Source organism: Streptomonospora mangrovi, assembly GCF_027604915.1.
In the GTDB taxonomy this organism is placed as follows: Bacteria; Actinomycetota; Actinomycetes; order Streptosporangiales; family Streptosporangiaceae; genus Streptomonospora; species Streptomonospora mangrovi.
The window spans coordinates 216,189-241,669 of record NZ_JAJAQC010000004.1; the positions used below are offsets into that span (position 1 = coordinate 216,189).

At 76.3% G+C, this 25,481-nt stretch carries 24 protein-coding genes; 16 read left to right on the plus strand and 8 right to left on the minus strand.

Translation table 11 applies throughout. The annotated features are described in order from the left end of the window. Positions 1–61 precede the first annotated feature (61 nt). Positions 62–856 carry a metallophosphoesterase gene (locus LG943_RS03825; RefSeq protein ID WP_270070751.1) on the plus strand — a complete coding sequence of 265 codons (795 nt, stop codon included), beginning with the start codon at positions 62–64 and terminating at the stop codon, positions 854–856. 59 nt (positions 857–915) lie between these two features. Here the strand turns inward: LG943_RS03825 and LG943_RS03830 are convergent, their stop codons facing one another. Together LG943_RS03830 and LG943_RS03835 are read right to left on the minus strand one after the other, a co-directional pair. Next, the gene (locus LG943_RS03830; RefSeq protein ID WP_270070752.1) at positions 916–1,542 is read right to left on the minus strand and encodes a DUF4287 domain-containing protein; all 627 of its coding nucleotides are present in this window, start codon (positions 1,540–1,542) and stop codon (positions 916–918) included. 115 nt (positions 1,543–1,657) lie between these two features. Next, positions 1,658–2,854: an ROK family transcriptional regulator gene (locus LG943_RS03835; protein ID WP_270070753.1), complete on the minus strand. Its 1,197-nt coding sequence runs from the start codon at positions 2,852–2,854 to the stop codon at positions 1,658–1,660. 450 nt (positions 2,855–3,304) lie between these two features. Between LG943_RS03835 and edd the strand changes: the two genes are divergently transcribed. Genes edd through eda form a run of 3 tightly spaced genes read left to right on the plus strand, consistent with a single transcriptional unit; the run spans position 3,305 to position 6,757 of the window. Next, the gene (edd, locus tag LG943_RS03840; RefSeq protein WP_270070754.1) at positions 3,305–5,116 is read left to right on the plus strand and encodes a phosphogluconate dehydratase; all 1,812 of its coding nucleotides are present in this window, start codon (positions 3,305–3,307) and stop codon (positions 5,114–5,116) included. Further along, positions 5,113–6,138, plus strand: a complete 1,026-nt coding sequence (gene glk / locus LG943_RS03845) for a glucokinase (RefSeq protein ID WP_270070755.1) — start codon at positions 5,113–5,115, stop codon at positions 6,136–6,138. Before edd ends, glk begins: the two co-directional genes overlap by 4 nt. Beyond that, positions 6,119–6,757, plus strand: coding sequence for a bifunctional 4-hydroxy-2-oxoglutarate aldolase/2-dehydro-3-deoxy-phosphogluconate aldolase (gene eda / locus LG943_RS03850; RefSeq protein ID WP_270070756.1), 639 nt, complete (start codon positions 6,119–6,121; stop codon positions 6,755–6,757). Before glk ends, eda begins: the two co-directional genes overlap by 20 nt. 241 nt (positions 6,758–6,998) lie before the next feature. Here the strand turns inward: eda and LG943_RS03855 are convergent, their stop codons facing one another. Then, entirely contained in the window at positions 6,999–9,260 is a 2,262-nt protein-coding gene (locus tag LG943_RS03855) for a chorismate-binding protein (protein WP_270070757.1), read from the minus strand. Between the two features lie 429 nt (positions 9,261–9,689). Here LG943_RS03855 and LG943_RS03860 point away from each other — a divergent pair, with 429 nt between their 5' ends. From LG943_RS03860 to LG943_RS03880, 5 genes are all read left to right on the plus strand, one after another. Continuing rightward, positions 9,690–9,938, plus strand: coding sequence for a hypothetical protein (locus tag LG943_RS03860; RefSeq protein ID WP_270070758.1), 249 nt, complete (start codon positions 9,690–9,692; stop codon positions 9,936–9,938). 127 nt (positions 9,939–10,065) lie between these two features. Next, positions 10,066–10,626, plus strand: coding sequence for a TIGR03086 family metal-binding protein (locus LG943_RS03865; RefSeq protein WP_270070759.1), 561 nt, complete (start codon positions 10,066–10,068; stop codon positions 10,624–10,626). A 306-nt stretch (positions 10,627–10,932) separates the two neighbouring features. Next, the gene (locus LG943_RS03870) at positions 10,933–11,544 is read left to right on the plus strand and encodes a GNAT family N-acetyltransferase (RefSeq protein ID WP_270070760.1); all 612 of its coding nucleotides are present in this window, start codon (positions 10,933–10,935) and stop codon (positions 11,542–11,544) included. An 11-nt stretch (positions 11,545–11,555) separates the two neighbouring features. Next, on the plus strand, positions 11,556–12,098 hold the full coding sequence (locus LG943_RS03875) for a GNAT family N-acetyltransferase (RefSeq protein WP_333486321.1): 543 nt from the start codon (positions 11,556–11,558) through the stop codon (positions 12,096–12,098). 93 nt (positions 12,099–12,191) lie between these two features. Next, entirely contained in the window at positions 12,192–12,812 is a 621-nt protein-coding gene (locus LG943_RS03880) for a histone deacetylase (protein WP_333486322.1), read from the plus strand. 58 nt (positions 12,813–12,870) lie between these two features. Here the strand turns inward: LG943_RS03880 and LG943_RS03885 are convergent, their stop codons facing one another. Both LG943_RS03885 and LG943_RS03890 read right to left on the minus strand, forming a co-directional pair. After that, a complete protein-coding gene (locus LG943_RS03885; protein ID WP_270070761.1) occupies positions 12,871–13,164 on the minus strand; it encodes a YiaA/YiaB family inner membrane protein in 294 nt (97 codons plus the stop codon). 133 nt (positions 13,165–13,297) lie between these two features. Beyond that, positions 13,298–15,373, minus strand: a complete 2,076-nt coding sequence (locus LG943_RS03890) for an acyltransferase family protein (RefSeq protein ID WP_270070762.1) — start codon at positions 15,371–15,373, stop codon at positions 13,298–13,300. A gap of 290 nt (positions 15,374–15,663) precedes the next feature. Between LG943_RS03890 and LG943_RS03895 the strand changes: the two genes are divergently transcribed. From LG943_RS03895 to LG943_RS03905, 3 genes are all read left to right on the plus strand, one after another. Beyond that, the gene (locus LG943_RS03895; protein WP_270070763.1) at positions 15,664–16,422 is read left to right on the plus strand and encodes a class I SAM-dependent methyltransferase; all 759 of its coding nucleotides are present in this window, start codon (positions 15,664–15,666) and stop codon (positions 16,420–16,422) included. Between the two features lie 107 nt (positions 16,423–16,529). Then, positions 16,530–17,363, plus strand: a complete 834-nt coding sequence (locus tag LG943_RS03900; protein ID WP_270070764.1) for an arginase family protein — start codon at positions 16,530–16,532, stop codon at positions 17,361–17,363. A 38-nt stretch (positions 17,364–17,401) separates the two neighbouring features. Further along, the gene (locus tag LG943_RS03905) at positions 17,402–17,605 is read left to right on the plus strand and encodes a hypothetical protein (protein WP_270070765.1); all 204 of its coding nucleotides are present in this window, start codon (positions 17,402–17,404) and stop codon (positions 17,603–17,605) included. A 9-nt stretch (positions 17,606–17,614) separates the two neighbouring features. On the opposite strand, the gene LG943_RS03910 is transcribed toward LG943_RS03905, so the two are convergent. Further along, the gene (locus LG943_RS03910; protein WP_270070766.1) at positions 17,615–18,634 is read right to left on the minus strand and encodes an acyltransferase domain-containing protein; all 1,020 of its coding nucleotides are present in this window, start codon (positions 18,632–18,634) and stop codon (positions 17,615–17,617) included. Between the two features lie 158 nt (positions 18,635–18,792). Here LG943_RS03910 and LG943_RS03915 point away from each other — a divergent pair, with 158 nt between their 5' ends. Further along, the gene (locus LG943_RS03915; RefSeq protein WP_270070767.1) at positions 18,793–20,406 is read left to right on the plus strand and encodes an AMP-binding protein; all 1,614 of its coding nucleotides are present in this window, start codon (positions 18,793–18,795) and stop codon (positions 20,404–20,406) included. 93 nt (positions 20,407–20,499) lie between these two features. Here LG943_RS03915 and LG943_RS03920 read toward each other — a convergent pair whose 3' ends face one another. Together LG943_RS03920 and LG943_RS03925 are read right to left on the minus strand one after the other, a co-directional pair. Continuing rightward, positions 20,500–20,805, minus strand: coding sequence for a 4a-hydroxytetrahydrobiopterin dehydratase (locus LG943_RS03920; RefSeq protein WP_270070768.1), 306 nt, complete (start codon positions 20,803–20,805; stop codon positions 20,500–20,502). Between the two features lie 453 nt (positions 20,806–21,258). After that, positions 21,259–22,098 carry a hypothetical protein gene (locus LG943_RS03925; protein WP_270070769.1) on the minus strand — a complete coding sequence of 280 codons (840 nt, stop codon included), beginning with the start codon at positions 22,096–22,098 and terminating at the stop codon, positions 21,259–21,261. Positions 22,099–22,256: 158 nt separating this feature from the next. Here LG943_RS03925 and LG943_RS03930 point away from each other — a divergent pair, with 158 nt between their 5' ends. From LG943_RS03930 to LG943_RS03940, 3 genes are all read left to right on the plus strand, one after another. After that, the gene (locus LG943_RS03930) at positions 22,257–23,336 is read left to right on the plus strand and encodes an AAA family ATPase (protein WP_270070770.1); all 1,080 of its coding nucleotides are present in this window, start codon (positions 22,257–22,259) and stop codon (positions 23,334–23,336) included. A gap of 9 nt (positions 23,337–23,345) precedes the next feature. After that, positions 23,346–24,323 (plus strand): DUF58 domain-containing protein, encoded by a 978-nt coding sequence (locus LG943_RS03935; protein WP_270070771.1) that lies wholly within the window; start codon positions 23,346–23,348, stop codon positions 24,321–24,323. Positions 24,324–24,423: 100 nt separating this feature from the next. Further along, positions 24,424–25,371 carry a VWA domain-containing protein gene (locus tag LG943_RS03940; RefSeq protein WP_270070772.1) on the plus strand — a complete coding sequence of 316 codons (948 nt, stop codon included), beginning with the start codon at positions 24,424–24,426 and terminating at the stop codon, positions 25,369–25,371. Positions 25,372–25,481 lie beyond the last annotated feature (110 nt).

The window sequence follows — 25,481 nt, forward strand, 5'->3', positions numbered from 1 at the left end:
GGCGGGGCGGCCGGCCCCGGCCCGGCCGCGCGGCCGCCCCCACACGCCAAGGACGGACCGGTTGTTCACTCTGGCCCACATCAGCGACCTGCACGTGGACGGCGGCGAACGCGCCCGCGGGCGGGTGCGCGCCGTCATGTCCTACCTCGACGGGTTCGCCGGCGCCCTGGACGCGGTGGTGGCCACCGGCGACCTCACCGACCACGGCACACCCCAGGAGTTGGCGGAGGTCCGGGGGCTGCTGGCGGGCCGGCTGCCGGTGCTGACCTGCCCGGGCAACCACGACGTGCCCCCGCAGGGCCGCGCCGCCTACCGGCGGGTGCTGGGCGGCGGGGGTGGGGGTCCGGTCGCGCAGGAGGCGGTCGGGGAGGCGCCGCTCAACGCGGTGCACCGCACCGGGCGCGGCACGGTGGTGCTGGTGGACTCCACCCTGCCCGGCGAGGGCGGGGGCCGCCTGGCGCCGGTGACGCTTGCGTGGCTGGAGGCGGTCCTGGCCGAGCAGGCCGAGGGGCCGGTGGTGCTGGCCCTGCATCACCCGCCGGTGCCGCTGCACATGCCCGCCGTGGACGGCATCGGGCTGGCCAACGCCGCCGACCTGGCCGCGCTGGTGGAGCGCCACCCCCGGGTGGCGGCGCTGCTGTGCGGGCACGCACACACCCCGGCGGCCACCATGTTCGCGGGCCGGCCGCTGCTGGCGGCCCCGGCCGCGGTGTGGACGGCGCCGCTGCCCTGGGAGGACGCCGAGCGGGTGTATGGGGCCCACCCGCCGATGGTGGCCTTCCACGTGGTGGGCGACGACGGACGGGTGACCTCGCACTTCCGGGTGGTGCCCGAGCCGGCCCCGGCCGCGGGGTAGGCGCACCGGCCGCGGGGTAGGCGCGCCGGACGGGCGACGGTGCGGCCGCGGGGGTGGGCTCAGCGCTCCAGCAGCTCCTTGAGCGCCGCCAGCCGCTGCCGCCAGTAGGTCTTCATCCGGGCGGCGGCCGCGGAGTCCGCCAGCTTCTCGTGCTGGAGCCCCACGCGGGTGCGGTCGGGGGCCTGGGCGGTGAGGTAGGCGGCCACCAGGGTGCCGTCAGCCGTCCAGTCGGCGCGGAAGGAGGTGGGCGCGGTGGCGGTGCGCACGGCCAGTTCGGCGTCGGGCAGCCAGGCGCCGCGCAGGTCGGGGTCGGCGAAGGCGGCGAAGACGCGTTCGGCGGGGGCGGCCACGGTCTTGGAGGCGCTGGCCGAGAACCGGCCGTCGGCCCGCTGCCCGGGGGCGCGCAGCCCGCGCGCCTGCTGGTAGGCGACGGTGATGTGCTGGGCCCACCAGCCGGGGAGGCCGTGCTCGCCGGTGAGGTGGCGGGCGGTCTCGGTGTGGGTGCACCGGGCGGCGCCCCAGGCGTCCAGCGCGGCGAACCAGTCGGCCAGCGGGCGCCCGGTGCGCCGCAGCACCGATTCCTCGGCCCCCGCGGAGGGGCGCACCGGCGCGGGCGCGCCGGAGGAGTCGGACGGGTCGGCTGGGCCGGAGGCGGGGCCGGGCCCGCCGGGCGGTCGCGCGGCCATGGCGCCTCCCTTGTCACCGCTGGGCCACCCAGGCTAGTGGCGCCGCGCTGACCTGCGCAACGGCGCCGCCGGAGGGGCGGCGGGGGCGCACCCGGCGCCCCGGATGCGCCCTCCTCTAGGCGCCGGTGGCGCGGGCGGTGGCGATGGCGGCGTTGACGGCCTCGGGGGCCAGCACCCGGTCCAGGACCATGGCGGCGGCGCCGCGCAGGCCGGCCTGGTCGCCGGCGGCGTTGGGCACGATGCGCAACTGGCGGGTGGCCAGCGCGGTGGAGCGCTGGAAGACGACCTCGCGCACCCCGGCCACCAGGTGGTCGTAGGCGCCGCCCAGCAGCCCGCCCAGCACCACCACCTCGGGGTTGAGCAGGTTGACCGCGCCCGCCAGGACCTCGCCCAGGCGGCGCCCGGCCCCGCGCACCAGCCGCACCGCCTCGGGGTCGCCGTCCTGGGCCAGCGCGGCGAGGTCGGCCAGGCCTCCCAGCGGCCGCCCGGCGCGCGCCATGGCCCCCAGCAGCGCGTGCCCGCCGGCCACCGCCTCCAGGCAGTCGGTGTTGCCGCAGCGGCAGGGGGTGCCCGCGCCGTCGCGGACGGGGATGTGGCCCAGCTCCCCGGCGGCGCCCAGGGAGCCGCGCAGCAGCGCGCCGCCGGCCACGATGCCGGCGCCGATGCCGGTGGAGACCTTCACGAAGACCAAGTCGTCGACGTCGGCGTGGTGGGTGCGGTGGGCGCCCAGCGCCATCACGTTGACGTCGTTGTCCAGCAGGACGGGGGCGGGGAAGCGCTCGGCCACCAGGGGGCGGATCTCGATGCCGCCCCAGGTGGCCAGCACCGGCGGGGTCTCGGCGCGCCCGGTGGCGAACTCCACGGTGCCGGGCACCCCGACACCGGTGCCGCGCACGTCGGCCGCGCCGCGCCCGCAGGCGGCCAGCAGCTTGGCCCAGGCGTCCAGCAGCCAGGGCAGGGCGGCGTGGGGGCCGTGCTCGACCTCAGGGGAGCCGGAGTCCTGCGCCAGCACGCGCCCGGCCAGGTCGCACACGGCGACCTGGCTGGTGGAGATGCCCAGCGTCGCGGCGAGCACGACCCCGCCGGCGGCGTTGAACTCCAGCCGCCCGGGCGGGCGCCCGCCGCTGGAGGGCGCGGCCTGGCCTTCGGTGACCAGTCCCAAGCGCATCAGCTCGCCCACGCGCAGGGCCACCGCCGGGCGCGACAGGCCGGTGAGGCGGCCGATGTCGGCGCGGGTGGCGGCCCGGCCGTCGCGGACCAGCCGCAGGACGTGGCCGCTGGAGACGGCTGCGGCCGAGGTGGGCTTGGGCATGGCCCATTGAAGCACGTTCGTCGGTAGTGGGGCGCGCGTGGACGGGGCCTGTGCACTGCGGAAGCATCAAAGTCGCGTACTTTTGTCATGAAAAGTTCAGAAGTTACGCTTGTCACGTCGCCGAAGTTCCGGTTATGTTGCCGGAAGCTCACAAACCCCGAGGTCGGACCGCCCCCGCGGCGCCCGGCCTCGGCGCCACCCGGCCCTGACCCCGCCGGACACCGCCGTCCCACCCCCCGCACCCCGCCGCATCCGCCCGCCGCCTCTGGAGTCCGCGCCCATGCCCGCCACCGCGCCGCCCCCGCCGCCGGCGGGCGGGCACCCGGCGCCGCGCGGCGCACCGCCCTCCGCCTTCGGCCGCACCGCCGCACCCCCCACCCGCACCGCAGCCGCCCGCGCGAGCGCCGCAGCGCCCGCGCCCCGCGCCCGGCACCCAGAGGAGCCTTCGCCATGACACCCCACCCCCGCGTCGCCGAGGTCACCCGGCGCATCGCCGACCGCAGCGCCGACACCCGCGCCGCCTACCTGGAGCGCGTCCGCGCCGCGACGGCCCAGGGGCCCGCCCGCGCCGCCCTGGGCTGCACCAACCTCGCCCACGGGTTCGCCGCCTGCTCGGCGGCCGACAAGCGCGACCTGGGCGCCTCGGCCAAGCCCAACATCGCCATCGTCTCGGCCTACAACGACATGCTCTCGGCCCACCAGCCGCTGGAGACCTACCCGGCCCTGCTCAAGCGCGCCGTGGGCCAGGCCGGCGGCGTCGCCCAGTTCGCCGGCGGGGTGCCCGCCATGTGCGACGGCATCACCCAGGGCCGGGCGGGCATGGAACTGTCGCTGTTCAGCCGCGACGTGATCGCCATGGCCACCGCGGTGGCGCTGTCCCACGACATGTTCGACGGCGCGCTCATGCTGGGGGTGTGCGACAAGATCGTGCCCGGCCTGCTCATCGGCGCCCTGTCCTTCGGGCACCTGCCGGTGGCCTTCGTCCCCGCCGGACCCATGCCCTCGGGTCTGCCCAACAACGACAAGGCGCGCATCCGCCAACTCTTCGCCGAGGGCAAGGCCGACCGCACCCAGCTCCTGCAAGCCGAGTCGGCCGCCTACCACGCCCCGGGCACCTGCACCTTCTATGGCACCGCCAACTCCAACCAGATGCTCATGGAGGTCATGGGCCTGCACCTGCCCGGCGCCAGCTTCGAGGCGCCCGGCACCCCGCTGCGCGAGGCGCTGACCGCCGCCGCCGGGCGCACCGTCACCGGGCTCACCGCCCTGGGGGAACACCACACCCCCATCGGCGAGGTCGTCGACGAGCGGGCCGTCACCAACGCGGTGGTGGCGCTGCTGGCCACCGGCGGCTCCACCAACCACACCCTGCACCTGGTGGCCGTCGCCGCCGCCGCGGGCATCGAGCTGACCTGGGACGACTTCGCCGCGCTGTCGGAGGTCGTGCCGCTGCTGACCCGCATGTACCCCAACGGCGCCGCCGACGTGAACCAGTTCCACGCCGCCGGGGGCATGGCCTACCTCATCGGCCAACTCCTGGACAGCGGCCTGCTGCACGAGGACGTCGCCACCGTGGCCGGCCCCGGCCTGGCCCGCTACCGCCGGCGCCCCCGCCTCACCGAGGACGGCCTGGTCTGGGGCGACGAACCCAAGGAGAGCGCCGACACCACCGTGCTGCGCGGCGCCGACGACCCCTTCAGCCCTGACGGCGGGCTGCGGATGGTGGCGGGCAACCTGGGCCGGGCGGTGGTGAAGGTCTCGGCGGTGGCGCCCGAGCGCCACGTCATCGAGGCCCCCGCCCGCGTCTTCGACAGCCAGGCCCAACTCCAGGAGGCGTTCGCCGCCGGCGAACTGGAGGGCGACTTCGTGGCCGTGGTCCGCTTCCAGGGGCCCCGCGCCAACGGCATGCCCGAACTCCACAAGCTCACCCCGCCGCTGGGCGTCCTCCAGGACCGGGGCCACCGCGTCGCCCTGGTCACCGACGGGCGCATGTCGGGGGCATCGGGCAAGGTGCCCGCCGCCATCCACGTCTCCCCCGAAGCCGCCGCCGGCGGCCCCCTGGCCCGGGTGCGCGACGGCGACCCGGTGCGCCTGGACGCCGCCGCCGGCACTTTGGAGGTGCTGGCCGACCTGGACTCCCGCCCGGCCGCCGCGCCGCCCGGCGGCTCCGGCGCCGGCACCGGGCGCGAGCTGTTCGCCGCCTTCCGCGCGGCGGTGGGACCCGCCGAGCAGGGCGCCGGCGTCTTCGGGGCGCTGCGGTGACCGCCGCCCGCCTCGCCCCGCCCTCCCCCGAGCGCCCCTGGCTCGTCGCCGACATCGGCGGCACCAACGCCCGCTTCGGCCTGCTGGAGGCCCCCGGCGCCCGCCCCGCGCGGGTGGCGCGCCTGGAGGGCGCCGACCACCCCGACCTGGCCGCCGCCGCCACCGCCTACCTGACCGGCGCCCGGGCGGCGGGCCCTCCGGCGGCCGCCTGCGTGGCGGTGGCCGGCCCCGTCACCGGCGACCGCGTCAAGCTCACCAACTCCGCCTGGGACTTCTCGGTGGACCACACCCGCCGCCGGCTCGGCATGGACCACCTGGAGGTCGTCAACGACTTCGCCGCGCTGGCCATGGCGCTGCCCCGCCTGGAGGAGGGCGACGTGGTGCCCCTGGGCGGTCCGCCGCCCCGCGCCGAGGACCCCAAGGCCGTGCTGGGGCCGGGCACCGGACTGGGCGTGGCCGGGCTGGTGCCCGTGCCCGGCGGCGGCTGGGTGCCGGTCTCAGGCGAGGGCGGCCACGTCGACGTCCCCGCCGCCACCCCCCGCGAGACGGCGGTGGTGGAGCTGCTGCGCGCCGAGCGGGCGACCGTCACCGCCGAGGACCTGCTGAGCGGGCCGGGCCTGGCCCGGCTGCACGGCGCCCTGGCGCGGCTGCGCGGGCTGCCCGACCCCCGCCGCACCGCCGCCCAGATCTGCGCCGACCGCCGGGACCCGCTGTGCGCGGAGACCCTGGAGGTCTTCTGCGACCTGCTGGGCGGGTTCGCCGGCAACGCCGCCCTGACCCTGGGGGCGACCGGCGGCGTGTACCTGGGCGGTGGCATCCTGCCTCGTATCACCGCGCTGGTGCGGGCGAGCGGGCTGCGCCGCCGCTTCGAGGAGAAGCCGCCGATGACCGACTACCTCAAGGGCATCGCCACCTGCCTGATCGTGGCGCCCGACCCGGCCCTGCTCGGCGCGGCCGCCCGCCTGGAGCAGTGCCTGGACTCAACCGCCAAGGAGACGCCCGATGACCCCGCGCAGCAGTGAGGACCTCTTCGCCCTGGCCCCGGTGATCCCGGTGGTGGTGCTGGAATCGGCGGACGCGGCGGTGCCGCTGGCGCGCGCCCTGGTGGCCGGCGGGCTGGCCGCCATCGAGGTGACGCTGCGCACCGAGGCGGCCCTGGAGGGCATCGAGCGCATCGCGGCCGAGGTGCCCGGGGCCGTGGTGGGCGCCGGCACCGTGACCTCGCCCGAGCAGGTGCGCGCGGCGGCCGAGGCGGGCGCGGCCTTCCTGGTCTCCCCGGGCTGCACCCCGCGCCTGCTGGCGGCCATGCGCGACAGCGGCCTGCCGGCCCTGCCGGGGGTGGCCACCGCGTCTGAGGCGCTGGCGCTGCTGGAGGAGGGGGTGAGCGCGATGAAGTTCTTCCCCGCCGAGGCGGCGGGCGGGCGCGCCTACCTGAAGTCCCTCTCCGGCCCGCTGCCCCAGGTGCGGTTCTGCCCCACGGGCGGTATCACCCCGCAGTCGGCGCCCGACTACCTGGCCCTGCCCAACGTGGGCTGCGTGGGCGGCACCTGGCTCACCCCGCCCGACGCGGTGGCGGGCGGCGACTGGCCCCGCGTGGAGGAGTTGGCCCGGGCGGCGGCCTCCCTGCGCCCGAAGGGCTGAGCCGCCCCCGGGCGGGCGCCCGGGGGCGGTGGCGGGGTGGCGGCGGGGCACCGGGGTGGGCCAGGAGTCCGGGCACGCCACCGCTGCGGGGCCACCGCCCCGCCGTTCCCGCCCGCCCACACCACCGGCGGCCGTCGCCGCCCCGCCCCCCACCGACCACCGGCAGGCGGACCGCCCACCCCACCACTCCCCGCCCGCCCGGCCCACCGGCCACCGGCTGGCAGCCGGCGCCGTCACCGGTTCAGGCAGACTCCGCGGCCGGGGACGGGGACGGGGACGTGGGGGCGGGAGCCAGGGCCGACAGCGGCACGCCCGCCTTCAGCAGCATCTCGGCGTACTCCTCCTCGAGGTCGGAGTCCAGCACGATCGCGCCGCCCGCCCCCGCGGTGAGGCGGCCGCCGTGGCGCACGGCGGTGCGGATGACGACACTGAGGTCGGCCGTGCCCTGGTGGGAGAAGTAGCCCAGCGCGCCGGAGTAGACGCCGCGCGCCGAGCCCTCCAGCGCGTCGATGATCTCCATGGTGCGCTCCTTGGGCGCACCCGTCATCGACCCCGCCGGAAAGCAGGCGCGCACCGCCTCCACCGGGTGGACGCCGCCGCTCAACCGGCCCCGCACGGTGGACACGAGCTGGTGCACGGTGCCGTGGGACTCGGTGTACATGAACGCCGGTACCTCGACGCTGCCCACCCGGCACACCCGCGCCAGGTCGTTGCGCAGCAGGTCGACGATCATCAGGTTCTCGGCGCGGGTCTTGGCGCCGGTGCGCAGCGCTTGGGCCAGGCGGGCGTCGACGGCGGGGTCGGGGTGGCGGGGCGCGGTGCCCTTGATGGGGCGGCTCTCGGCGCGCCCGTCGGGGCCGATGCGCAGGAACCGCTCGGGTGAGGCGCTGAAGACGGCGGTGGCGCCCAGCCGCAGCAGCGCGGCGTAGGGCGCGGGGGCCGAGCGGCGCAGCCGCCGGTAGAAGGCCAGGTCGTCCTCTTGGGGCGCGGGCGCGCGCAGCCGGTTGGTCAGGCAGATCTCATAGCTTTCGCCCAGGGCGAGCAGGTCCAGGCACTCCTTGATGTCGGCCAGGTAGCCACAGTGCCCGCGCTCCAGCAGCGGCTCCCACCGGGCGGCGGGGGCGCCCGCGTGCGGCGCGGGGTGGGGGGCGGGTGGGGGCGCGGGCTCGGCGGGCAGGCGGGCCAGGCGCGCGGCGGTGGCCGCCGCCCACTCCTCGGCGCCCGGACCCGAGGCCACGGCGTAGGTGCGGCCCCCGGTGCGGTCCACGGCGACGAACCGGTCGCAGCGCAGCCACACCGCGTCGGCGGTGTCGGCGCGGTGGGCGGCGCGCCCGCCGCAGTCGGCCTTGACCTCATAACCCAGGTAGCCCACGTAGCCGCCGGTGAAGTCGAAGGGCAGGCCGGAGGCCGGGCGCGGCCGGTCGGGCAGGCGGCGGCGCAGCGCGTCGAAGACGGTGCCCGGTTCGCGCCGCTCGCGGGCGCCGGGGCGGGCCACGCGCACGGCGCCCTCGCCGACGCGGTAGGTCAGCACCTCGCCGCGCGGTCCCCCGGCGTCGCCCAGGAAGGAGAACCGACCGGTGGCGCCCAGCCTGCCGCTGTCCAGCCAGAAGGCGTGGTCGGAGCCGGCGTAGAGGAGGCCGAAGGCGGCTTCGCCGGCCACGGCCCGGGGCAGGGTGCGCACGGCCAGGTCCTCGCCTCCGAGGAGCACGGGGCCGGGCGCGGCGACCGATGCGGGGCCGGGCGCGGCCGGGCGCGCCCAAAGTGCCGAGCGGGCCTCCCCGGCCGTACCGCCCGGCGTCGGACCAGACGGCGGGCCGGGCGCCGGGCCGGAAGGCACCGGCGCGGGCGACGCCGGGCCGATCCTCAGGGGCGGCGCCAGGTCGGGTGTCGGGCCGGGTGCGGCATGGCCGAGCCGGGAGGCGCGCGCCTCCCGCGCCAGGGCGGCGAAGTTGGCGACCAGGTCGCGGCCGTGCTCGGAGGCAACGGACTCGGGGTGGAACTGCACGCCCCAGCGCGGCAGCGCGCGGTGGCGCAGCGCCATCACCACCCCGTCCTCGGCCCAGGCCAGCGCCTCCAGGTGGGCGGGCAGCGGCGCGGCCACGGCGAGAGAGTGGTAGCGCACCGCCGTGAACCCGGGCACCAGCCCGGCGAACAGCCCGGTGCCGGTGTGGGTGACGGTGGTGAGGTGGCCGTGGCGGGGCACCGGCGCGGCCGCCACCACCGCACCGGCCAGGTGGGCGATGGCCTGGTGGCCCAGGCACACCCCCAGCACGGGCAGCCGCGCGCCCGCCAGCAGGCGCGGCAAGGCGCCCAGGTCGCGGGGGTTGTGGGGGCGGCCGGGGCCGGGCGAGACCACCAGGGCGTCGAAGTCCGCCAGGTCCAGGCCGGGCAGCCGCGCGTCGTCGTTGGCGAGCACGCGCGGCGCCTGCCGGGTGACCCCGGCGACGAGGTGGGCCAGGTTGTGGGTGTAGGAGTCGTGGTTGTCGACGAGCAGGACCCGCATCACGGCTCCCTCGGGCGGCGGTGGGGCGCCCCCAAGGCTACGGGCACCGATTGTTCACCGTTCCGAGGGGTTGGCGCACTTGTGGCGGGGGAACACGGTGGGGCGTCGGCGTGTGGCCGCCTGCGGCCATGTCGGCGACGCCGCCTGGCGCGGCCCGGCGCGGGTGCCGCCGCACCCGAACCACCGCCTCCACCTGCGCCGATGTCGGACCGCCGCGCCGCGCTCGACCGGCTCGCCGCCGGCGGAGGCGGACCGCTCGCGGCGCCGCTCCTCCCCCTCCCCCGGGTTTCGGTCGTCCTCAAACGCGGGGCCGAAACCGGTGGAGAACGCGTACCGGCGCGCGACCTGAGACACTGGCCCGGCCGCGCCCCGCCGTCGCTTCGCGCCACGGCAGCCACCATCACCCGGCGCGGCCATCGGAAAGGACCCATGCCCCCGTCCACGCACCTCTTCGGCCACATCATGGCCCTGCTGCACGCGACCCCTGACGCGGTCATCGCCGTCGCCGCCGACGGCACCGCCCGGGTCTGCCCGCGCGGCGAGGTCGCCCTCGGCGAGCACGCCGTCTACTCCCGCGACCTCATGCTCTCCGAGGGCCTGGTGTTCACCCCGGCCGCCCTGGAGGAGGTCGCCGCCCGCATCACCGCCCAACTCGGCGAGTGGGACCTGGTGGCCTGACCCCGCCCCCTCCCTCCTTTCCTCCCCGGCCCCCCGGGCGCGCGCCGGGCACCCGCCCCGATTGCCCCGCCTCTCACCGGGTAGGAGTCGGCGACGTCTGTGCCCCGAGCGCGAGGAGAACGCCGAAATGTCCCCACTGCTGGACCTGCACGGCCAGGCCGTCTCCGAGTTCGACCAGCGCGTGCGCGCCATCCAGGCCACCCAGTGGGCCGACCCCACGCCCTGCACCGACTGGGACGTCCACGACCTGGTCAACCACATCACCGGCGAGCAACTGTGGGTGCCCTACCTGCTGGCCGGCGGCGACACCGCCGGCGCCGGCGACCGGTTCGAGGGCGACATGCTGGGCGACGAGCCCGTGGCCACCTGGGAGGTCGCCTCACGGGAGGCGCGCGCCAACTGGCTCCAGCCCGGCACCCTGGACCGCACCGTCCACCTGTCCTTCGGCGACGTGCCCGGCGAGGTCTACCTGTGGCAGATGACCTTCGACCTCACCGTGCACGCCTGGGACCTGGCCCGCGCGATCGGCGCCGAGGAGAAGCTCGACCCCGGCCTGGTCGAGGCCGTCCTGGACTGGACCCGCCGCCAGGACTTCGGCGCGACCTCGATGTTCGCCGCCCCCGTGCCGGTCGGCGAGGACGCCGACGCCCAGACCCGCCTGCTGGCCCTGACCGGCCGCCGCGCCTGACCCGTCCCCGCGCCCTGGCTCCGGGTGCGGCCACGGGGCACCGGGGTGAGGCGAGGCCCTTGATGACCGCCCGGCGGGGCGATGGCCAAGCTCCCGACGAGGCACCGAGGGCAGCGGAGGGGTCGGGGTGCGGCCATCGGCCCTTGGGGCGGATGGCCGAGGTAGTGACGGGGTGGCAACGGCGGTGGGCTGCCCGGTGACCGCCCGCTCGGACCACCGGTTCGCCGTCGCCGCCCCGTTGCTCACGCCACCGCCGCCGCCCACCGCCGCCGTGAAAGCCGGGTGTGCCGGGGTAGGCTGCGCGGCATGGGTGACCGTGACTCCTCCCGGCCTGCCGCGGCAGAGGTCCGGCTGCGCACCGCACGCCTCATCCTGCGGCCCTGGCGACCCGAGGACCGCGAGCCCTTCGCCCGCCTCAACGCCGACCCCCGGGTGATGGAGCACTTCCCCGCGCCCCTCACCCGCGCCCAGTCCGACGCGCTGGCCGATCGCATCGAGGCGCGCATGGCCGCCGAAGGGTTCGGGCTGTGGGCGGTGGAGGTCGCCGCCACCGGCGCCTTCATCGGCTTCACCGGCCTGTCCCGCCCCGCCTTCACCGCCCACTTCACCCCGGCCGTGGAGGTCGGCTGGCGCCTGGCCCACCACGCCTGGGGCCAGGGCTGTGCCACCGAGGCCGCGACCGCCGCCGTGCACCACGGCTTCACCCGCGCCGGGCTCGGTGAGATCGTGTCCTTCACCGCCGTGGACAACCTCCGCTCCCAGGCCGTCATGCGCCGCCTGGGCATGACCCGCGACCCCGCCGACGACTTCGACCACCCCGACCTGCCCCCCGGCCACCGCCTGCGGCGCCACGTCCTGTACCGGCTGCGCCCCCACCAGGCGCCCCCGTTGGCTGCCGCCACCGCCCAGGGCGGCTAGGCTCACCAGTCGTGCGAATCGAGATCCGGCAGACACCCTGGGACGACGCCGCCGGGGCGCGCCTGCGGGCCGACCAGGAGCGCGAGACCCTGGAGCGCTACGGCGCCGACCTGGAGGCCGGGGCCAAGCCCTCCTCCGACAGCGTCGCGCTGTTCCTCACCGCCCACCACGCCGACACCGGCGAGGCCATCGGCTGCGGCGCCCTGCGCCGCATCGACGACACCGCCTTTGAGATCAAGCGCATGTACGTGGTCCCCCAGTGGCGCGGCCGCCGCATCGGCGGGCTGCTGCTGCACGCCCTGGAGGAGGCCGGGCGCGAGCGCGGCGCCACGGTCGTCCGCCTGGAGACCGGCCCCCTCCAGCCCGAGGCCATCCGCCTCTACGAGCGCTGCGGCTACCGCGAGATCCCCCAGTTCGGCCCCTACGTCGGCGCCCCGGCCAGCGTGTGCTTCGAGCGCCGCCTGACCGCCCCGGCCGGCACCGCACCCCAGGGCGACACCCCGGTGGGCTCCGCCCGCGCCGACACGGCACCGGCCGGTAGCGCCCCCGCCTGACACCCGCGCCCCGCCCCGGCGAACCCCAAGCCCGAGGCCCGAAGCCCCGAGCCTCCGAGTCCCCCGAGCCCCCGGCGACCAAGGAGCCCGCGCGTGCACAACCTGGTGTGGTACGCCAGCTACGGCGCCAACATGTCCCGCGACCGCTTCGACTGCTACCTGGCCGGGGGCGTCCCGCCGGGCGGCAGCCGCGCCAACCCCGGCTGCAGCGACACCCGCCCCCCGCGCGACGTGCGGCGCGTCTGGCTGCCCGGCGGCATCTACTTCGCCCTGGCCTCGCCCATGTGGGGCGGCGGGCTGGCGATGCTGGACCCCGGCCTGCCCGGAGCCGCGCCCGCCCGGGCCTACCTGGTCACCGCCGGGCAGTTCGCCGACATCGCCGCCCAGGAGATGTACCGCGACCCGGGCGACCCGCCCGACCTGCGCGCCCTGGCCCCCGGGGAGCGGCTGCGGCTGGGGCCGGGCCGCTACGAGACCCTGCTGCGGCTGGGCGACATCGAGGGCCGCCCCGCCTTCACCTTCACCGCCCACTGGTCCCAGGCCGACGTGGCGCCCGCCGCGCCCGCGGCCGCCTACCTGGCGGTGATCGGCGCGGGCCTGCTCGCCGCCCACGGGTGGAGCCCCGCGCGGGCGGGCGCCTACCTGGCCGGGCGCCCCGGCGCCGCGGAGGCCTGGGCGGGCGCCCGGGTGGCCGCGCTGCTGGGCGCGCGCTGAGGGCGCGGCCCCCGCACCGACCGCCGCCGGGGGGGGGCGGTGGGGGGGCCGCGCCGCGTCAGACGGGGTCGACCTTGAACGGGTCGTGCTCGGCGAGCAGCTTGTCCAGGCGGGCCTGCTCGACCCGGCTGGAGACGGTGGTCTCCTCGTGGCGGTCGCGCACGCACTTGGCGAGGGTGAACGCCGAGGTGACCACGTAGAGGACGCCCAGGGCCAGGAACGCGCGCATCCAGGCGTCCACGGGCAGGAACACGATGCCCGCCGACACCGCGATCCCCGAGATCCCGAAGGACAGCGCCGACTGGAGGAAGAAGGCCGAGGTGGTGGCGGGCCGGACCGGTGTGGTGCTCATGGCACCATGCTGGTCCGCGCCCGGCCCGCGCACCCGAGTACGCGTACTCAAATTCCGTACTCACACCCCGCCCCGCACGGGCGGTGCGGGTGGGTGCGCCCCGACCCGCACCGCGCGGGCCGGGGCGCACCCCTCACACCCGCAGGACCTCGCCGGCGGCCTCGGCCAGGGAGTGCGCCAGCAGCCGGGAGTAGGTGGCGGTCAGGTGGTGGCTGTCGCGGTAGACCAGCACGTTGCCGATCACCGGCGGGCAGGTGCCGCCCACGCAGAACTCGTCGGTGAGGTCGACCAGGGTGACGTCGGCGTCGGTCTCCTCGGCGGCGATCACCTGGGGGTCGTCCTCGGCGAACGCCTCGGCCTGGGTGTTGGCGCACTCCCCGGGCGCGCGGGTGTGGCGCGCCACGCACTCGGGCAGGCGGGGCCGCGACTTGGGGGTGTCGCGGATGACCACCAGTTCGCTGCCGGCCTCCTCCAGCGGCTCCCACAGGCTCGCCATGCCCGCCGCGATCTCGGCGCGGTCCTGGCTCTTGGACTCCGCGCCCGAGAGGTCGGCCATCGTGCTGGAGCTGGTGAACACCAGGTCGGGGCGCAGCTCGCCGGTCAGCTCCCGCACCACGGCGTCGTTGTACTCCACGCACTCGGTGTAGTCGCGGTTCTTGTCCGACAGCCACAGGGTGGCCGAGGTGAACCCGCAGGAGGACTTGGTGAAGGTGTGCACCCGCCACCCGCGCTCGTGGGCCAGGCGCTGGAGCGCCGGCACCCAGTGCGCGGCGTGGGAGTCGCCCACCACCGCCACCGTGGTGTCGGCGTCCTCGGGGCCGTAGACGCAGGGGTTCAGCGCGACCTCGGGCACCGACGCCTGGCAGCCGTCGCCGTAGACCGAGGGCAGGTCGTCGGCCGCGGTCACCGGCGAGGGGTAGGTGGGCTCCTCGGGCGAGCCCTCGGGTTCGGAGGTGGCCAGCGCCGAGGGCCCCACGTGCACCACCGGGTCGAACCGCACACTGCGCAGCCCCTCGAACCGGGCGTACTGGCCGGCCGCGATCAGCCCCACGGCCAGCGCCGAGACCACCGCGAACACCGCCGCCGAACGCCCGGTGCGCAGCAGCCCGAACCGGCGCACCGGATCCTCCACGGCGACCTTGGTGGCCCAGGCCAGCAGGAAGGAGGCCACCACCACCAGGGCGCCGTAGAGCGGGGTGAGGGTGTCGGCGTCGGTCATGCTGATGGTGAACACGATCAGCGGCCAGTGCCACAGGTACAGGGCATAGGAGATGTCGCCCACGAACCGGGCCGGCGCGGTGGACAGCAGCTCATAGGAGGAGAACCGCCCGTTGTGCCCGGCGGCGATCACCGCGGCCGCCCCCAGCACCGGCAGCGCCGCCGCCCACCCCGGAAACGCGGTCTCGTCGCTGTAGTACCAGGCGGCGGCGCCGATGGCCGCCAGGCCCGCCCAGCCCAGGACCCACCGCAGCGCCGCGGGGACCTCGCGGCGGCTGAGCACCACCGCCAGCACACCGCCCACCGCCAGCTCCCACATGCGGGTCTGGGGCAGGAAGTACGCCTGCTGAGGGCTGTCGGGGGTCAGCACCACCGAGTAGGCGACGGAGGCCGCCAGCACCGCGGCCGCGCCCCCCAGCACCCACCACGTGCTGCGCCGCCGGCGCGGCAGGGCCGCCCAGCCCACGAACAGCAGCGGCCACACCAGGTAGAACTGCTCCTCCACCGCCAGCGACCAGAAGTGCTGCACCGGGCTGGCCGCGGTCTCGGCCGCCAGGTAGTCCACCGCCTGGTCGGCCAGGAACAGGTTCTCCACGTAGAAGGCGCTCGCCGCCAACTGCATCGCGGTGTCCAGCAGCCGCGGCGAGGGCAGCAGCACGAACGACAGCGCGCCGGTGACGGCCAGCACCAGCCCGGCCGCCGGGAGGATGCGCCGGATCCGGCGCACGTAGAACCCGGCCAGGGACACCCGGCCGGTCTCGCGCGCCTCGCGCAGCAGCAGGGTGGTGATCAGGAAGCCGGAGATCACGAAGAACACGTCGACGCCGACGTAGCCGCCGGGCAGCAGGTCGTGGTCGACGTGGTAGATCAGCACCAGCAGCACCGCCACCGCGCGCAGCCCCTGCACCTCGGGCAGGAACCGGCGCGCGGCCGCGGGAGCCGCCGACGGGGACGGGGGACGGTGGAGTGCGGAACGGGTGTCTATGGTCACGGGCGCATTTCCGTACGGGGCCACGGGGTCACCGAGGGTCACAGGTTCACCGGATGCGAAACCGCCCGGTGCGACGCGGCGGCGACACACCCGACGATCCCACCATGGTGGCGTGATCTCCTCGTTACAAACAAGTCGTTGCACCGAAATTCCTGTGAATTCTCTCAGGGAGGCCCGCAAAGCGCATCCCCCGCGCACATTCGGAGCCCGACGCGCCGCCCCGCCGCCCGAAATTCTCGCGATATGAGATGCCAATACCAATCAATGAGACAACACGGTAGGTTGCCCCCATGGCAGCACACCAGTGGAACCCCCACCTCTACGACACCCGCCACGCCTTCGTCGCCGCCTACGGCACCGACCTCATCACCGACCTGGACCCCCGCCCCGGCGAACGCGTCCTGGACGCCGGCTGCGGCACCGGCGACCTCACCGACGCCCTGCGCGCCACCGGCGCCCACGTCGTCGGCGTCGACGCCAGCCCCGACATGGTCCAGCGCGCCCGCGACCGCTTCCCCGACCTCGACCTGCGCGTGGCCGACCTGCGCACCCTCCACCTCGCCGACGCCGACTTCGACGCCGTCTTCAGCAACGCCACCCTCCACTGGATCCCCGAGGCCCCGGCCGCCGCCACCGCCCTGGCCGCCGCCCTGCGACCCGGCGGGCGCCTGGCCGCCGAGTTCGGCGGCCAGGGCAACGTCGCCGCCATCGACACCGCCGCCCGCGCCCTGCGCGCCGAACAGAACCTGCCGCCCGCCGCCCAGCCCTGGTACTTCCCCGACATCGCCGAGTACTCCGCCGTCCTGGCCGCCGCCGGCCTCACCGTCACCGGCGCCTGGCTGTTCGACCGCCCCACCCGCCTGGAAGGCGACGACGGCCTCGCCGCCTGGGTGCGCATGTTCGGCTCCCACCTCATCGACGGCGTCCCCCACCCCGACGCCTTCCTGGCCCACCTCGCCGACCGCCTGCGCCCCCGCCTCCACCACAGCGGCTCCTGGTGGGCCGACTACCGCCGCCTGCGCGTCACCGCCGCCAAACCCGCCGCCTGACCCCCGCGTGTCAAGGGCGCACCGGCCCCACCTTCCGGCCACCGCCGGACACCCGCCCCCGCCCAAAACCCGCCCCGCCCACCCGCACCGGCCCTAGGGTGGGGTCCATGGTGTGGCAGCGCGACGTCGATCTGGTCATCCCTCTCTGGCAAGGCGCCGACGACCTCCGCGTCGCCGCCGGCGCCGCCGAACTCGCCCGCCTGGTCCCCACCAGCACCGGCCGCCTCCACGTCGCCGTCCCCGACGCCCCCCGCCACACCCGCGAGGGCATCCGCAACCTCGACTCCGTCGCCGACACCCTCCACCGCACCCGCGACCGCCTCGCCCACCGCGACCCCCACCGCGTCCTCACCCTCGGCGGCGACTGCGCCTGCGACATCCCCGCCGTCCAGCACCTCGCCGCCCGCCACCCCGGCCTCACCCTCTACTGGGTCGACGCCCACGCCGACCTCAACACCCCCCGCACCTCCCCCAGCGGCACCGCCCACGGCATGGGCCTGCGCGCCCTGCTCGGCGAGGGCCACCCCGACATGACCGGCGCCCCCGCCCGCCCCGCCCTCACCCCCGCCCAGGTCGTCCTCGTGGGCACCCGCGACCTCGACCCGCCCGAACGCGACCACATCACCGCCCACCGCATCGCCCACCACCACCCCGGCGACCTCGCCCGCCACCCCCACGCCCCCACCGCCGGCCGCCCCGCCGGCTCACCCGCCTACATCCACCTCGACCTCGACGTCTGCGACCCCGCCGACCTGCCCGCCGTCGGCGTCCCCGCCCCCGGCGGCCCCCGCCCCCACCACGTCGCCCAGACCCTGGCCGCCATCACCGCCCACCACGACGTCGTGGGCGTGGCCGTCTGCGAGTACGCCCCCGTCCTCGAACACGACCAGCGCCACGTCACCGCCCTGCTCGCCGCCCTGGACCTCACCGCCCCCGCCTGAGCCCCGCACCCCGCCCGATCAGCCCCTATGCTGCGGGGATGGACCTGATGATCGTGTGCCAAGCCTGCCAGGGCAGCGGCCTGCGGGTCACCGTCGTCGGCTACGGCGGCAGCGACCTCACCGGCGAGATGGTCGTGCCCCGCCGCTGCCGCGAATGCGACGGCGCGGGCCGCGTCCGCACCAGCGGCTGGACCAGCCGCCCCGACCCCGCCGACGACCCCCCGCCCCCCGACACCCCCTGACCCTGGGGCCTAGTCCAGCCGCAGCCACCCCGTCCGCACCCGCCAGTGCCGCCCCGACCGCAGGTGCGCAACCACCGCCCGCTCCAGCCGCGTCCGCTGCGGCACCGCCTCCACCTCCACCCGCGGCCGCCAGAACACGAACCGGAACACGTCGGCGTCACCCGACACCTCCCGCTCCTCCTCCACCAGCGTGAACCGCCGCTGGAACGCCACGATGTTGGAGGACTCCGGCAGGTACTCCGCCAACTGCGGGTCCAGCAGCCACGACGAGCACGACGCCAACGGGTAGTCCACCCCCAAGTGCGCGCGGAAGAACCCCCGCGCCCGCCCCAGCGACTCCCCCACCCGCGCCGCGTCCAGCCGACCCATCACCGGGATGTGCAGCCGCAGCACCGGCGCCCCCCACGCCCACTCCGGCCCCCGCCGCGCCGCCTCCTCACGCGGATACCACGCCACCGGCCCCTCCGCACCCGCCCGGTTCGGCTCGTACTGCAACCGCCCCAACTCATAGAGCCCGCCGCGGAAGTGCAGCGCCATCCACGTCGACGTCTCCAACCCCAGCCGCCCGTACATGGTGCGCGTCTGGGCCACATGCCGCCCGGTGTCGGCCACCGTCGCCGCCGACACCTCCTCCGGCACCCCGTGTGCCGCGTGATGGGCCCGCAGCAGCGGCACCGCCGCCGCCAGCGCCACCAGCACCGCGCACCGCACCCGCACGTCCGCCGCCTCCACCAGCACCGGCCAGTCGCGCCACTCCCGCCGCCCCCGCGCCAGGTCGTCGGCCAACCGGGCATACATCCGCTCCACCACCCACAGCAGCTCCACCGGCCACCCCGCGTCCGGCCACGCCGCCACCAGCTCCTCGGCATCACCCGGCGCCAGCCCCAGCGGCGCCACCGCCGCCCGCGCCCGCTCCGGCGGCGCCACCGGCACCCCGCCCTCGGGCAGCGGCAGGTCCGCGGCCTCCTCCAGCCACACCCGAACCGCCTCGCCCAACCCGAACCGTCGTGTCACCGCAGCAGCGTCCATGCCCCCATCCTGGCGACCCCGCCGCACCGCCGCCACACCACCCCCGCACCCCGTGAGACCTGCGTCGCCCGCTCCAGAGGCGACCATCACACACAGGGACATACTCTGGTACGAGACCGCACAACCCGCCCGACCACCGGACAAGGGGACCACCACCGATGCCCGACCCGGCGCAGCACGTCCGCGACTGGCTGGCCGCCTACGACAGCCCCACCGCCGCCGTAGCCCACCTGCTGTGCGAGCGCCACCCCCGCGACCGCGTCGCCCTCACCGAGATCGGCCCCGACCTCGACTCCCGCGACCTCACCTACGGCGAACTCGCCGACCGCTCCGCCGCGCTCGCCGCCGGCATGGCCGCCGCGGGCATCGGCCGCGGCGACCACGTGGCCACCCTCCTGGACAAAGGCACCGACCTCGCCGTCACCGCCCTGGCCGTCTGGCGCCTGGGCGCCGTCCACGTCCCCCTCCTCACCGCCTTCGCCCCCACCGCCATCGCCCACCGCCTCGCCCACCCCGCCGCCAAACTCGTGGTCTGCGACGACGACCAGCGCGCCAAACTCGAGTCCGCCCCCGGCCGCCTCATCGCCACCACCGGCCCCACCGCCCACCCCGGCGACCACACCCTGGAGTCCCTCACCGCCCTGGGCGCCGGCGCACCGCCCCCGCGCCCCGCCGCCGTCGGCGGCAGCGCACCCTTCCTCCTCCTGCACACCTCCGGCGCCGCCGGCGGCGCCCGCGCCATCCCCGTCCCCGTACGCGCCCTGGCCGCCTTCCACGCCTACCACCACTACGGCCTCGACGTGGACGCCGACGACGTCTACTGGAACACCGCCGACCCCAGCGGCACCTACGGCCTCTACCACGGCCTCATCTCACCCCTGCTCGCCGGCCACCGCACCCTGCACCTGCGCGCCGGCTTCGACCCCGAACTCACCCTCGACGTGCTGGCCACCTACGAGGTCACCAACCTCGCCGCCTCACCCACCGTCTACCGCACCCTGCGCGCCACCCTGAAGACCATGCCGCCCGAGATCGCCGTACGCCGCCTCTCCAGCGCCGGCGAACCCCTCAGCGCCGACGTCGTCGACTGGGCCGCCGACGCCTTCGGTGTCGCCGTGCGCGACCACTACGGCCAGACCGAACTGGGCATGTGCGTGGGCCACCCCAACCACCCCGGCCTCACCGACGAACCCGCCCCCGACTCCCTGGGCATCGCCCTGCCCGGCTGGACGGTCACCGTGCTGGAGCCCGTCGCCGACGAGGAGGCGCCCCCCGGCGCCTTCGGCCGCATCGCCGTCGACACCAAGGCCAGCCCCCTCATGTGGTTCACCGGCTACGCCGACGCCCCCACCGCCACCGCCGCGCGGTTCACCCCCGACGGCCGCTGGTACCTCACCGGCGACACCGGCACCCGCGACCGCCAGGAGCGGCTGTACTTCGCCTCCCGCGACGACGACGCCATCCTCACCTCCGGCTACCGCATCGGCCCCTTCGACGTGGAGTCGGCCCTGCTGGAGCACCCGGCCGTGGCCGAGGCCGCCGTCTACGGCGTGCCCGACGACCTGCACGGTCAACTGGTGGCCGCCACCGTGGTGCTGCACGAGGGGCTTGAGGGCGACGACCGGCTCGCCGAGGAGCTGCGCGAAACCGTGCGCACCCGCTTCGCCGCGCACGCCTACCCCCGCCGCATCACCTTCGCCGACCACCTGCCGCGCAGCCCCTCGGGCAAGATCCGCCGCACCCGCCTGGCCCCGCCGCCGCCCCGCGCCTGAGCCCCGGCGCACCGGGCGCGGACCGTGGCCGCGAACTGGCCCGGCGGGCCGCGGGCGGCGTACCGTGTGGGGCCGGCCGGTCAGGCGGAGCGGTCAGCTCCGGGGCAGCGCCTCGGCCGCCAGCGCGTCGATCCGCGCGGCCATGTCCAGGTCGGCCCGGGTGATCCCGCCGGCGGCGTGGGTCGTCTGGTGGAAGGTGACCGTGGTGTAGCGGATGTCGATGTCGGGGTGGTGGTCGACCTCCTCGGCGGCGCGGGCCACGGCGGTGACCAGGTGGATGCCGCTGATGAAGTCGGGCATCTCCACACTGCGCCGCAGCGCCCCCGCCTCGCGGTCCCACTCCCAGCCCTCCAGGCCCGCCAGGCCCTCGGTGATCTGCTCCTCGCTCAGCAGCGCCATCGCCACATCTCCTCACCTTGGTGTGCGGTCTCGCGTTGGCCGTCCTACCGCACCGCAGCGCGCGCCAACCGCGCTGGGGCGCGCCGGTGTGCCGCGCGGCGGCGCTCGGGAAGGATGACCGCATGGCGGAGTCCTTTATGCCCGGCGGCTCGCAAAGCGGAGTGGTCCGCGTCGGCGACGCGGTCCACCGCCCCCCGGGCGCCCGCGGCGCCTTCGCGCGCGCTCCTTCGGCTGCTGGAGGACAGGGGCTGGCCCGGCGCTCCCCGGTACCGGGGGATGGACGGTCGCGGGCGCGACGTCCTGGCCTTCGTGCCCGGCCACGTCGCGTGGGATGAGACGAGCGCCTTTACGCCGTAGATTCCTTATGTCCGATCAGCCGAGGCGGTGGCCAAGGATCCAACGGGGCACCGGAGCGGGGCGGAGACCCCGCCGGCATCACCTCGCCGGCAACGGCTACGCCTGGTCGTCGGGGTCCATCGGGACTCCGCCCGGCGGGTAGTCGTCCTCGTCCAGCTCCACCGACGGCACGTCGCTGCCGCTGGGCGACACCGACGGCCCGCCCGGCGACGGGGTGGGCAGGGGCTGGTCGCCGTCCTCATCGGGGGTGGTCCCCTCCCCCGTGGGCGTGGGCGCCTCGGTGGGCGGCTGGGATCCGGGGGTGAAGGAGGGCGGCGGGTCCGGGGACTGCCCGGCCCTCGGCGCCACGGTCTGCAAGAGCAGGAACAGCACCACCATCAGCACGCCGAACAGCAGCAGCACCAGCAGCAGGGCCGCCACCACGGTCCAGTTGGGGTGCGCCGCCGCGGCCGCCCCCGGCGGGGAGCGCCGCAGCCCCACGGCCCGCGACCACACCGAGCCCGCCGGCCGGCCCCCGCGCCCGGCCCAGTAGGGCGCATAGGCCGGGGCCGCCTCGGCCCCACCGCCCGCACCGCCCTTACCGGCGGCACCGAGCCCGCCCGCCGCCCCGGCCCCCGCTATGCCCACCGGCGCCAGGAACGCCTCCGCGCCGCTGCCCTGCCCCTCCCGCACGGCCACCCACACCGCCGCCGTGCCCGTCAGGTTGGACCCGGCCACCCGGGGGGCGCCGGGCACGCCCGCGCCCTTGCGCACCGCCGCGCGGAAGCGGTCGCGCGCCGCCGGGTCGGCCGCCGCGCCCGCGCTGAGCATGGCCACGGTGACCCCGCGCCCGCGCGCGTCGCTCCCCCGGTAGACGACCCCCTCGGCACGGGAGCTGACCCGCTCGCTCAGCCGGAACGGCCCGAGCTGGCGCGGATCCTCCTCTGCCAGCGGCACGGCGAAGCCCTCCTCGCGCTTGTCGCAACATCCACACCAATGCCCCGACACGACCGGTTCCTCACGGCGCGAACGGGTAGCATCGCCGGTGCGTGACCATCAACGTACCCGGCGGCGGAGCACAGGCGTATCCCGCCGCCCGCGGAAAGGCGGGAGACATGCCGGACACCGATGCCGCTGCCGGGCACGACGACGGCCCCGAGCCGCGCCGGCGCGGGGCGGCGGAGTCCACCGGCGAGCCCACCCGGCTGCTGCGCGCCGCCCTCCAGGAGGTCTCCACCGTCATCGTCGGCCAGGACCAGATGGTCGAACGCACCATGGTCGCGCTCATCGCCCGCGGCCACTGCCTGCTCGAAGGCGTCCCCGGCATCGCCAAGACCCTGGCGGTGTCCACCCTGGCCAAGGTCACCGGCGGCTCCTTCTCCCGCGTGCAGTTCACCCCCGACCTCGTGCCCTCCGACATCGTGGGCACCCGCATCTACCGCCCCTCCGCCGAGCGGTTCGACGTCGAACTGGGTCCCGTCTTCGCCAACTTCGTGCTGGCCGACGAGATCAACCGCGCCCCCGCCAAGGTCCAGTCGGCACTGCTGGAGGTCATGGCCGAAAAGCAGGTCTCCCTGGGCGGCACCACCTACCCCCTGCCCGACCCCTTCGTCGTCATCGCCACCCAGAACCCCGTGGAGTCCGAGGGCGTCTACCCTCTGCCCGAGGCCCAGCGCGACCGGTTCCTGATGAAGGTCGTGGTGCCCCACCCGCGCGCGCACGAGGAGATGGAGATCCTGCGCCGCATGAGCACCAGCCCGCCCGAACCCCACCAGGTCCTCGACCCCGTCACCCTGCTGGAGTTGCAGCGCGACGCCGAGCGGGTCCACGTCCACCAGCTCATCGCCGACTACGTCGTGCGCCTGGTCATGGCCACCCGCGAACCCGAGAACTACGGCGTGCCCGAACTCCGCCGCGTCCTGGAGGTCGGCGCCAGCCCCCGCGCCACCCTGGGCCTGGTCGCCGCCGCCCGCGCGCTGGCCCTCATCCGCGGCCGCGACTACGTCCTGCCCGAGGACGTCCGCGTGCTGGCCCGCGACATCGTGGCCCACCGCCTCGTGCTCACCTTCGACGCCCTGGCCGACGGCGTCACCACCACCCAGATCGTCGACCGGGTGCTTGCCACCGTCCCCCCGCCCCGCGTCATCTGGGACGACCCGCCCGGCGGCGACCCCGCCGCCGTGGCCGCCCGGTAGGCACCCGCCATGGCCGAGCGCTACGTCGCACCGGGCTTCGACCCCCGCATGCACGCCGCCCTGCACCGCCTGGACCTGCGCGTCATCCGCCGACTGGAGGGCCTGCTGCACGGCGAGCACCTGGGGTTGCGCGCCGGCCCCGGCAGCGAACCCGCCGAGGCCCGCATGTACCAGCCCGGCGAGGACGACGTCCGCATGATGGACTGGTCGGTCACCGCCCGCACCACCCACCCCCACGTGCGCGACCTGGTCGCCGACCGCGAACTGGAGAGCTGGACCCTGCTGGACCTCTCGGCCAGCATGGACTTCGGCACCGTCCGCGAGCAAAAGCGCGAGATCGCCATCGGCGCCCTGGCCGCCGTCACCGTCCTCACCCAGCGCGTGGGCGACCGCTTCGGCGCGCACTTCCTGCACCGGGGCCGGCTGCGCCGCTGGCCCGCCCGCTCGGGCAAGGCCGCCCTGATGGCGCTGCTGTCCACCGTGGCCGCCGCGCCCCCCAGCGGCCCCGCGCCGCCCGGCGGCGCCACCCTCGCCGACGCCGTGGACGACCTCGCCCGCGCGCGCGGGCGGCGCGGCCTGCGCGTGGTCATCTCCGACTTCCTCGACACCCCGCCCGACTCCGGCCCCGCCGCGCCCGCCACCTGGGAGCGGCCGCTGCGCAGCCTGGCCGGACGCCACCAGGTCCTGGCGGTGGAGATCCTGGACCCCCGCGAACTCGACCTGCCCGACATAGGATTGGTCACGATGGAGGATCCCGAGACCGGGCGCACCCGCGAGGTCCGCCTCACCCCCAGGGTGCGGGCGGACTACCGCCAGGCGGCCCAGGCCCAGCGCGCCGCCGTGCGCGCCGGACTGCGCCGCTGCGGCGTGCCCCACCTGGTGCTGCGCACCGACCGCGACTGGGTCGTCGACATGGCCCGGTTCGTGATCGAGCAGCGCCGCACCGCCCACCGCCTGGCCCGCCACACACCGGCGGTGCCGCGCTGAAGCGATCCCGCGGGGGGCGCGCCGCCGCGGCCCCCGCCGCCCGACCGCACCCGCGCGCCGCGCGGCAGGACCCACGCAGGCAGGCAGAAAGGACGACCGGGTGACCTTCCTCTCCGCTGGATGGCTGTGGCTGCTTGTGGTCCTGGCCGCCCTCGTCGCCGTCTACGTGCTGCTCCAGTACCGCCGCCGCGAGTACACGCTGCGCTTCACCAACCTCGCCCTGCTGGACCGGGTCGCCCCCGCGCGGCCCGGCTGGTGGCGCCACCTCAGCTCGGCCCTGTTCTTCCTCACCGTCGCGGTGCTGATCGGCGCCATGGCGCGCCCGGCCATGCCGGTGGAGGTCCCGCGCGAACGCGCCACCATCATGGTCGCCATCGACGTGTCGCCCTCCATGGCCGCCAACGACGTCGACCCCAACCGCCTCACCGCCGCCAAGGAGTCCGCCCGCGGGTTCGTGGAGTCCCTGCCCGACCGGTTCAACGTGGGCCTGGTCGTGTTCTCGGCCACCGCCAGCGTGGTCTCCTCCCCCACCCAGGACCACCAGGCGGTCACCGACTCCATCGAGAACCTCCAGATGACCCCGGGCACCGCCATCGGCGAGGGCGTGTTCACCTCGCTCCAGGCCATCAGCTCCTTCGACGAGGAGGCCGGCGAGGACCCCCCGCCCTCGGCCATCGTGCTGCTCTCCGACGGCGAGAACACCAGCGGCCGGCCCATCACCTCGGCCAGCCGCGCCGCCGCCGACATGGGCGTGCCCGTCTCCACCATCGCCTTCGGCACCGGCGCCGCCATCATCGAGATCAACGGCGAACCCGTCGAGGCCGACATCGACAAGGACGCCCTGGAGCGCCTGGCCCAGGACACCGACGGCTACTTCTACGAGGCCGAGTCCGAGGCCGAGCTGACCGAGGTCTACGACGACATCGGCTCCTCCCTGGGCAGCGAGACCGTCGACCGCGAGATCGTCACCCACTTCGTGGGCATCGCCCTGCTGCTGGCCGGCGCCACCGCCGTGGCCGCCCTCGCCTTCGGCCAGCGGGTGCCCTGACCCCGACCCGCCCGCCTCCTCGGCCCGCGCGATGGCCTCATCCGGCCACCCGGGAGCCTGGCCGCCGCGCGCGCCCTCCAACCTGGCGCACCCCCCGCGAGGGTGCGCGC

Excerpts from the sequence above, each read along its gene's own strand:
- LG943_RS03935 (WP_270070771.1), top strand. The coding sequence starts at position 23,346 with ATGGCCGAGCGCTACGTCGCACCGGGCTTCGACCCCCGCATGCACGCC.
- LG943_RS03830 (WP_270070752.1), bottom strand. The coding sequence starts at position 1,542 with ATGGCCGCGCGACCGCCCGGCGGGCCCGGCCCCGCCTCCGGCCCAGCC.
- LG943_RS03930 (WP_270070770.1), top strand. The coding sequence starts at position 22,257 with ATGCCGGACACCGATGCCGCTGCCGGGCACGACGACGGCCCCGAGCCG.
- LG943_RS03915 (WP_270070767.1), top strand. The coding sequence starts at position 18,793 with ATGCCCGACCCGGCGCAGCACGTCCGCGACTGGCTGGCCGCCTACGAC.
- LG943_RS03855 (WP_270070757.1), bottom strand. The coding sequence starts at position 9,260 with ATGCGGGTCCTGCTCGTCGACAACCACGACTCCTACACCCACAACCTG.
- LG943_RS03895 (WP_270070763.1), top strand. The coding sequence starts at position 15,664 with ATGGCAGCACACCAGTGGAACCCCCACCTCTACGACACCCGCCACGCC.
- LG943_RS03835 (WP_270070753.1), bottom strand. The coding sequence starts at position 2,854 with ATGCCCAAGCCCACCTCGGCCGCAGCCGTCTCCAGCGGCCACGTCCTG.
- LG943_RS03920 (WP_270070768.1), bottom strand. The coding sequence starts at position 20,805 with ATGGCGCTGCTGAGCGAGGAGCAGATCACCGAGGGCCTGGCGGGCCTG.
- LG943_RS03870 (WP_270070760.1), top strand. The coding sequence starts at position 10,933 with ATGGGTGACCGTGACTCCTCCCGGCCTGCCGCGGCAGAGGTCCGGCTG.
- edd (WP_270070754.1), top strand. The coding sequence starts at position 3,305 with ATGACACCCCACCCCCGCGTCGCCGAGGTCACCCGGCGCATCGCCGAC.
- eda (WP_270070756.1), top strand. The coding sequence starts at position 6,119 with ATGACCCCGCGCAGCAGTGAGGACCTCTTCGCCCTGGCCCCGGTGATC.
- LG943_RS03860 (WP_270070758.1), top strand. The coding sequence starts at position 9,690 with ATGCCCCCGTCCACGCACCTCTTCGGCCACATCATGGCCCTGCTGCAC.
- LG943_RS03885 (WP_270070761.1), bottom strand. The coding sequence starts at position 13,164 with ATGAGCACCACACCGGTCCGGCCCGCCACCACCTCGGCCTTCTTCCTC.
- LG943_RS03900 (WP_270070764.1), top strand. The coding sequence starts at position 16,530 with ATGGTGTGGCAGCGCGACGTCGATCTGGTCATCCCTCTCTGGCAAGGC.
- LG943_RS03865 (WP_270070759.1), top strand. The coding sequence starts at position 10,066 with ATGTCCCCACTGCTGGACCTGCACGGCCAGGCCGTCTCCGAGTTCGAC.
- LG943_RS03910 (WP_270070766.1), bottom strand. The coding sequence starts at position 18,634 with ATGGACGCTGCTGCGGTGACACGACGGTTCGGGTTGGGCGAGGCGGTT.
- LG943_RS03905 (WP_270070765.1), top strand. The coding sequence starts at position 17,402 with ATGGACCTGATGATCGTGTGCCAAGCCTGCCAGGGCAGCGGCCTGCGG.